Raw genomic sequence first — 7,876 nt, 5'->3', positions numbered from 1 at the left:
CTCGTGCACATGCAAAATATCCCCTTCAGATTCACCATGCCTGATTAATAGAATTTCCATGCTCTCATCCCTTTTCCAAAAAAATACATAAAACTATTATTAATTCTGCATTTTTTTGACAATACCTTTATAAAACATTAATTGAGTTTCTTCATACTGCGGTTTATGTCCGGAATACTCCAATTCCCGGGAGCTGTTAATGATTTTACATAGTTTTCAGCCAGTTCTGCAGGATTAGAATAGTCATGCCTGCCAAGGATTCTTCTTATCAAACAACTAATTTATTCCACAAGAAAAGACTCAAGTTTAATTTGAGCCTTTTACATAAAGTATAAAGTTACTTAGTGGGTCCCAGGTTGGAACGCCGGATAACCTGATTGATGACTTCGGAAAACACAAGGCCGACAGCGATTGCTCCGGAAATCATCGAGGCTTTCGCCGCAAGAGATATAGCGATATTATAGTCATTTTCCACGAAATTCCTCATCGCGTCATATGCAAGACCTCCGGGCACTAATGGAATAATTCCGGCGACGCTAAAAATAATGACCGGGGTTCGGTATGCCTTCGCGAAGACCTGGCTGATAACAGCAATTAAAAACGAGGCCATAAGCGTGGCAAAAACCGTCCCAAATCCATTGTAATCCAGGGCAAAATATACGATCCAGCCGACCATCCCTGAAAATCCGCATTTGAACAACGACTCTTTAGGCGCGTTGAAAATGATCCCGAATGCCGCAGATGCGATAAAGCTAGTTATTAGTTGTTCTACATATATCATGGCTGATTCTCCTGCCTCATAGAAAAGATAATATGGCTGCAATACCCGAACCAATGGCAAAGGCGGTCAGCAGTGCTTCTGCTCCTTTTGACAGTCCTGATACTAAATGGCCAGCCATCAAATCCCTGACTGCGTTTGTGATCAGCAAACCAGGAACAAGCGGCATAACAGAACCAATGATAATCTTATCAAGCTCTTGGCCAAGACCAAATTTTATAAAGAAAAAGGCAACCATCCCAATAAAAAATGATGACAGAAATTCCGCGAAAAATTTGACAGGAACAATCCTGTGGAAATAAACGACAAGGAAATAGCCTATGCCGCCAGCTGCCATTGAAGGAAGAAAGTCGAGCCAGCTGCCATTGAACATGATCGTGAAGCAGCCGCTCGAAATCGCTGCTGCAGCAAGCTGGGTATAAAACGAGTAGGAAAGATTGGCTTTTTCTAAATCTGAAAGGAGCCCGCAAGCCTCCACAAGTCCAATTTCACCACTGCTGATTTTTCTAGAAATGCTGTTAACCATTGCCACTTTTCTTAAATCCGTTGTCCTGTCTGAGATGCGGACAAGCTTAGTCCTTTCAGGACCTATTCCTTCCACCGAAAAAATAATGCCGGTTGGCGTCACATAGCTGTGAGTATCGCTGATTCCGAATGCGGATGCCATCCTAGACATCGTATCCTCTACCCTGTAAGTTTCCGCCCCGCTTTGAAGCATAATTTTACCAGCAAGCAGGCATGCCCGCATCACTTCAAACGTCTGATCCTGATTCTCCATATCTGTCCTCACTTACCAATCCGTCCGAGATAAATTTCTTTACCAGTTTAAATCAAAAGAGCATCTATAAGCAACCATATATTAAAACGTAAGACAGCCTGACCCAGGAAGCAGGTCAGGCTGTTTTTACCATACATTATCCTTTAAGAAATAGCCTCTTTAGGCTGGCGAACTTCCTTTGTGCGTCGGCCTTTCAAAATAATCATAATCAGTGCTGCTAACATGAATACACTGGAAATCTGGAATAGAGTACCAATCTCGACATACTGTGCAAGCACACCGAAAACTAATCCGCTAAGTCCAATACCAAGGTCTATTGAAGAAAAGAACATCCCGTTCGCCACACCCCTGCGGTTTGCTGGCGTTTGGGATAATGTCCAAGATTGTAAGGTGGGAATCAATGAACCAAAGCCGATTCCAAAAAGTACTCCGGCTAGCGAGATCATGAAATTGGAATGGGCGAATGACAACACCCACATTCCGATGAATGTGATAAAAATCGTTAAAATGACAAGACCAATAGGTCCCCTCTGATCAAACCATTTTCCTGCTACTGGACGTGATAATGAGGCAAGAATCGCGTTGCATAAGTAAAACAGGAAAATCTGATCGATTCCGCGTTCTTCCCCAAAGATAACGATAAAGGTGACAATCGTTCCATAGCCAAGATTAATGAACAAAGTCAGCATGGCTGGGAACCAGCCTGATTTATCAATCAATGAACCTAGGTAGGAGAACTTTAGATCTTCTTTCTTTGTATTAAGTACGACATCAGGTGTCTGGTAGCGTACTGAAGCCATGAGGAGTAATGCGATTACGCCTAATGCGCCTGAAATGTAGACAAGATTAGTAAACGACGTAACCTGGAACAAGAATATTCCAAGACTCGGCGCAATGATCATCCCGATGGTGATCGATAAACCATAATAACCCATGCCTTCTCCTAATCGTGAATTCGGTATCACATCAACCGCAGCTGTTCCGTTCACCGTTGTCGACCAGCCCCAGGCAAGGCCATGAATCAATCTGAAAGCCAGAAAAATAACGACGACCTGAGACAGCGGATATAAGAAGGTAATCAATAGAAGCAAAAGCGCTCCTATTAACACAAGTGGTTTCCTGGCTTTGTATTCAAGCATAAAACCGATGAATGGTCTGCTTAAAACCGCCCCAATTGAAAACAAGGCCGTAACCAAACCAATCTCCGTCCCGCTCGCCCCGATCGATTTTATATAAGGAGGCAGTGTTGGAATCAGCATTTGAAATGACATGAAAACGAAAAGATTCCCTACCATTAATTTTATAAAGGATGAAGTCCATAAAGGTTCTTTCTTTATTTGTGACAAGTGTGTTTCTCCCCTTTGCTGCAAACTGCTTCTATTTTATAAAAGAAAAAAATCTTCTGCACGGAGAAGATTTCATTATTATATTTCGCATTTCTAAATAATAGCACAGCCAGCAGGATTTTTAAAAGGGAAATATTGAGGATTTCATTGCAGGTAATCGGGATTGTTTTGTTTACTTGATTTACCGAGCTCTTCAAAAAAATCCGGCTTAACTGATTCCTGTTTTCTCTCCGTACTTACAATCAATGCTGGAAGATAGTCATTTATCACTTTCTTGAATTCCCCAACAGTCAGAGGCTTAGCGTCGTCCTTCAATTCATAGCCGAGCAGGCCATTCGCTTCAATGGTGGCAAACTTAATATCCTCCATTTTGGAGATTCCCTGGTTCCTCAACCGCATCTCTAATTGGTCCACAGTCATCCTAAGTTTCTTAAGGGTTTTAACATTCAATTGGCCGTTTTCAATCACAACCTTCGATTTACCTGTAATGAATTTTTCAAAGAAATTGAACTTCAACTCTAGATATTCCAAAATCAAAATAGTAGCAACGAAGATCGCAGCCCCTCCGATCGCCTTTGTCATACTTTTTTGAACGATGGGCTGGACAATAATCGTTCCAAGTGAAATCATCACAACAGTTTGGGCAAGCGTCATTTGCGAAATCGATTTTCTGCCAGCAACTCTTAATAGCAAAATCCCTGCCATTATCATTGCAAAAGTTTGCCAGATAAAAGTAAAGTCCATGGTACCCCTCCTAAAAAGCACTTCTAGTAATATCTCCAAAGAAATAATTTTTATGAGTGATAAATGATTAGTATTTATAATGGTTATTTTCCAGTTCGCCTATAAGGTTTACATTTAGCTGATATCATGAAAATTCGACTGATATTTTCTTTTTCAATCAAACAAAAAATTGATTGTCCAAAATAAGTGTGGAATGTACTCTTTTCAAACCTCTGTATTGTTTTTCCAGTAGATATATTCCCATGTCGTCCGATAAAGAGTAAGAAGTTATTCTCAAAATGAAGAGAGGAATACGGACTACTATGAAACTCGGACGAAAAAATAAAGAAAACTCTGAAACACAGGGGAAGAAATCTATTTCAATTAAGAGCAAACTTATTATTTCTTTTATTGCCATCCTCCTGATCCCAACTCTGATGGTAGGACTTATGTCCTTTAAGAATGCGAAGGATGAAATTAAAAAACAAATCCTATTAAGCTCAGAAAAAAATGTCATGCTGCTTGATAAATTTTTAAACAGCAAAATCGAACCAAAGCTTTTGGATGCTGCTTACTTTACAGAGGCATTAAACAGAGATTCATATTCTGAAAGAGAATTACAGAATACCATTGCAAAATTCAAGCAATATAAGTATCTTCATGAAGAATCCCTTAATGTATATATGGGAACAGATTCAGGGGAGATGTTATTATTTCCAAAGCAAGAATTGCCTCAAGGTTTTGATCCGCGTGAAAGGGCTTGGTATAAAGATGCGCTCGCAAGTAACGGAAAAGCGATAATAACGAACCCTTACGTCGATGCTGCTACTGGTGACTTACTCGTTACAGTTGCTCAAGCCGTAAGTGATGGCTCTGGAGTTTTTGGCATCGATATTAGTTTAAATGAACTAAAAGAAATTACGGATGGCATCAGTATCGGAGAACGGGGATATCCTGCGATTTTGGGTACAGACAAAAGTTACATCGTACATCCTACACAAAAGCCAGGCGATAAAGCCGAAGGTGAATGGGTCAGCAAGGTTTATGCCGATCAAAAAGGGCATCTTTCTTATATTTACAATGGGATAAACAAGGAAATGGATTTTCAAACAAATGGGCTTACCGGCTGGAAAATTATTGGCTCGATGGATTTATCAGAAGTAGACCAAGCAGCACAGCCGATTTTATATGCTACATTAATGATTGTAGTCATTTTTATCGTGATTGGAGCACTACTGTCTTATTTTATCGTCAAATCGATAACCCGACCTTTAAAGGATCTTGGGGATATTACGGATCGTGTAGCAAGTGGAGATTTGACAAAATCCTATGTGGTAAAAAAATATGATGAAATTGGCAAGTTAGGCACGAGCTTTAATAATATGATTTTAGCGTTAAGGGAATTAATCCAGCAAGTTGGAGAAAAATCGGACTTGTTAGCCTCTTCATCTGAGCAGTTAAACGCAAGTTCCGAACAGAACAACCACGCAACTGAACAGGTCGCCAACTCGATCCAGGAAGTTGCATCTGGAACAGAGAACCAAAGAAACATGGTTCATCAAAGTACTGAAGTTGTAAAAGAAATGTCCGATAGCATCGACAAGATTATGAGAAATGCCCAGGAGGTAGCCGATACGGCTAAGGATGCTAATATCGTCGTTGCAGAAGGGGAACAATCCATCCAGAAATCTGTTCATCAAATGAAAAATATCAACGAAACAGTCGCTGATCTTGGAAAGGTAATTCATACTCTGGGAACTCGTTCAAACGAAATCAGTCAAATCGTCGATGTCATTTCAGAAATTGCAGGACAAACGAATTTACTTGCACTAAATGCAGCTATCGAGGCTGCCCGTGCTGGGGAACATGGAAAAGGATTCGCGGTTGTAGCAGATGAGGTTCGAAAGCTTGCAGAGCAATCAGCTAAGTCCACCGAAAGTATCCGACAGCTCATCGCATCGATCCAGGCAGATACAAATACAGCAGTAGTGTCAATGGATAAAGGAACAGAAGAAGTCGAAAAGGGAATCGAAATCGTGGACCTTGCAGGTGCTTCATTCCGCCAAATCCAGGAGTTTGTTGATAATGTCAGTGCTCAAATCCATGAGGTTTCCGCTTCTATGGAGGAAATGGGCCAGGGTGCTAAACAAGTGGTCGAGTACGTTAGCAGGATCGAAGAAATCACTGCCGGTGTGAATGCTGAAAGCCAGGAGGTTTCTGCTGCGACTGAAGAGCAATTAGCTTCTATGCAAGAAATCGCTGCATCAGCTGCCTCCCTTTCATATATGGCAGAAGAACTTCAGGAGTCAGTCAGGAAATTTAAAATTTAGAGTTACAAAGAGACAGTCATTGCTGTCTCTTTTTTTCAGTTGTATTTTCAACAGATTTACGTTAGCTTGGAATAAAACTAGACTATTTGAAAGGGGATGCTTTGGATGCTGGATTGCCGGGATGAAGTCTTATTTTATACAAAACAACTTGTTAACATCGGGAGCATTGTCAATACAACAGGAGAAAAGGAGATCGCGCAGGCACTTTATACGATGATTTCTTCCTTTCCATATTTCATAGGAAACCCAACACATGTCATAAAATCACAGACACAGAATGATGAGCTTGAGCGCTATAATGTGCTGGCATTTGTAAAAGGTACAAAGGGAAACAGCAATAAAACAGTCATTCTGATGGGCCATCATGATACGGTGGGTATTGATGATTTTACCCAGCTCGCTGATAAGGCTTTTAATCCGGATGAACTGCTTGTCGAACTTAAAAAAGAAAATCTTCCTTTGCTCGTAAAAGAACACGCTGAATCCGGTGAATGGATGTTTGGCCGCGGCGTGCTTGACATGAAGAGCGGTGTCGCTTCCCATCTATACTTGCTGAAGTACTATTCTGAACACCCTGAGGAGCTTGAGGGCAATCTAGTATTTTTATCCGAGTGTGATGAAGAGGACAGCTCAAACGGGGTGCTTTCGGCCGTTAAAATTCTTAATACCTGGAAGCAAGAACAAGGCTTTGAATATGTCGCGGCGATTAACAGTGATTTTGTAGCTCCTCGCCATGAAGGAGACAAGAACCGTTATATCTATAAAGGAACAGTTGGAAAGCTGCTCCCTTCTTTTTTCATAACCGGAGCGGAAACTCACGTTGGCTCAACCTTTGAAGGATTGGATCCAAACCTGGTTGCAGCAGAATTGACAAGGCAGATTGATTACAATCCCGACCTATGCAATGAAGCCTTTGGTGAGATCACAATGCCTCCCGTTTCTTTGAAGCAAATGGACCTTAAGCCGAACTATACTGTGCAGACAGCATTATCTGCCTATGTCTATTACAATTTCTTCATTCACTCATGGACACCAAAGGATGTGCTGGAAAAATTGAAGGATCAGGCTTATATCGCCTTTGAAAACGCATTGAAGCTGTATTATGACCGATATGAACGTTTTTGCAAAATCAGTGGTGAGCCATGCAAGGAACTGACCTGGCAGCCAAGGGTGATGACATATGAGGAGATGGAGGCTGAACTGATTAGGGCTAATGGGTCCGACTATATAGCACATATGACGTCGTTCAAAGAGACTTTGCTGTTAGATTCCAGTCTTGATTTAAGGATGTACGCAGCTAGAGTCGTCGAAGAGGCATGGAAATGGATGCCGGATCAAAGTCCTGCCATCATCGTGTTCTACTCATCGCTCTATTCACCGCGAATCGAAGTGACGGGTGAAACAGAAGATGAGCGTAATTTAATAGAAGCTTTGGAACAGGCTGTGGAAACGGTTCAGCCTGAATATGAAGAGCCTATTGTTATTCGCAGCTTCTTCCCTTATATCTCTGATATGAGTTTTTTAGCATTGAGCGACGATGATGAAGCACTGGATGCAGCTTCAAGAAATAACCCAAGTTGGGGAACGAAATTCCATGTAGAATACGCAGACATTCGTGAGCTGAACGTGCCTGTTATCAATATTGGACCTTATGGACTTGACGCACATAAACGTTATGAACGAATGGAGATGGATTATTCACTTGAAATAGTCCCTAACCTGACGAATGAAGTCATAAAGAATGTTTTAGCGAAGTAATTTTTAAGGTGCCTTGTCATGAGGCACCTTATTTAAATAATCCAGTCGGTAAACCCTCTTGTATTTCCGCTTTTTTCTTATTACTATAGAGTTCAGTGGAAATATATTATAGTAATCATTAAAATAAACATAATGAGACTGATCTAAGGAAAGTCTGATACGA

6 protein-coding genes are annotated in these 7,876 nt (G+C 41.0%); 2 read left to right on the top strand and 4 right to left on the bottom strand.

The window, feature by feature from the left end:
* Positions 1-337 precede the first annotated feature (337 nt).
* The 4 genes from WB217_RS13100 to WB217_RS13085 form a co-directional block, all read right to left on the bottom strand.
* Entirely contained in the window at positions 338-781 is a 444-nt protein-coding gene (locus WB217_RS13100; RefSeq protein WP_423993658.1) for a threonine/serine exporter family protein, read from the bottom strand.
* 16 nt (positions 782-797) lie between these two features.
* Positions 798-1,556, bottom strand: a complete 759-nt coding sequence (locus tag WB217_RS13095) for a threonine/serine exporter family protein (RefSeq protein WP_423993657.1) — start codon at positions 1,554-1,556, stop codon at positions 798-800.
* A gap of 143 nt (positions 1,557-1,699) precedes the next feature.
* Positions 1,700-2,851, bottom strand: coding sequence for an MFS transporter (locus tag WB217_RS13090; RefSeq protein WP_423993659.1), 1,152 nt, complete (start codon positions 2,849-2,851; stop codon positions 1,700-1,702).
* A gap of 195 nt (positions 2,852-3,046) precedes the next feature.
* The gene (locus tag WB217_RS13085) at positions 3,047-3,646 is read right to left on the bottom strand and encodes a DUF421 domain-containing protein (protein WP_423993656.1); all 600 of its coding nucleotides are present in this window, start codon (positions 3,644-3,646) and stop codon (positions 3,047-3,049) included.
* A 302-nt stretch (positions 3,647-3,948) separates the two neighbouring features.
* Here WB217_RS13085 and WB217_RS13080 point away from each other — a divergent pair, with 302 nt between their 5' ends.
* Both WB217_RS13080 and WB217_RS13075 read left to right on the top strand, forming a co-directional pair.
* Positions 3,949-5,955 (top strand): methyl-accepting chemotaxis protein, encoded by a 2,007-nt coding sequence (locus WB217_RS13080; RefSeq protein ID WP_423993655.1) that lies wholly within the window; start codon positions 3,949-3,951, stop codon positions 5,953-5,955.
* A gap of 105 nt (positions 5,956-6,060) precedes the next feature.
* Entirely contained in the window at positions 6,061-7,713 is a 1,653-nt protein-coding gene (locus WB217_RS13075; protein ID WP_423993654.1) for a M20/M25/M40 family metallo-hydrolase, read from the top strand.
* Positions 7,714-7,876 lie beyond the last annotated feature (163 nt).

This window comes from Mesobacillus sp., assembly GCF_049588175.1.
Taxonomy (GTDB): Bacteria; Bacillota; Bacilli; order Bacillales; family Cytobacillaceae; genus Mesobacillus.
The sequence above is the reverse complement of the archived record's forward strand: the minus strand, read 5'-3'. Positions and strand labels throughout refer to the sequence as shown.

What these genes read in the sequence shown, in the direction of transcription:
- WB217_RS13100 (WP_423993658.1), bottom strand. Translation starts at nt 781, where the DNA reads ATGATATATGTAGAACAACTAATAACTAGCTTTATCGCATCTGCGGCA.
- WB217_RS13095 (WP_423993657.1), bottom strand. Translation starts at nt 1,556, where the DNA reads ATGGAGAATCAGGATCAGACGTTTGAAGTGATGCGGGCATGCCTGCTT.
- WB217_RS13090 (WP_423993659.1), bottom strand. Translation starts at nt 2,851, where the DNA reads ATGGTAGGGAATCTTTTCGTTTTCATGTCATTTCAAATGCTGATTCCA.
- WB217_RS13085 (WP_423993656.1), bottom strand. Translation starts at nt 3,646, where the DNA reads ATGGACTTTACTTTTATCTGGCAAACTTTTGCAATGATAATGGCAGGG.
- WB217_RS13080 (WP_423993655.1), top strand. Translation starts at nt 3,949, where the DNA reads ATGAAACTCGGACGAAAAAATAAAGAAAACTCTGAAACACAGGGGAAG.
- WB217_RS13075 (WP_423993654.1), top strand. Translation starts at nt 6,061, where the DNA reads ATGCTGGATTGCCGGGATGAAGTCTTATTTTATACAAAACAACTTGTT.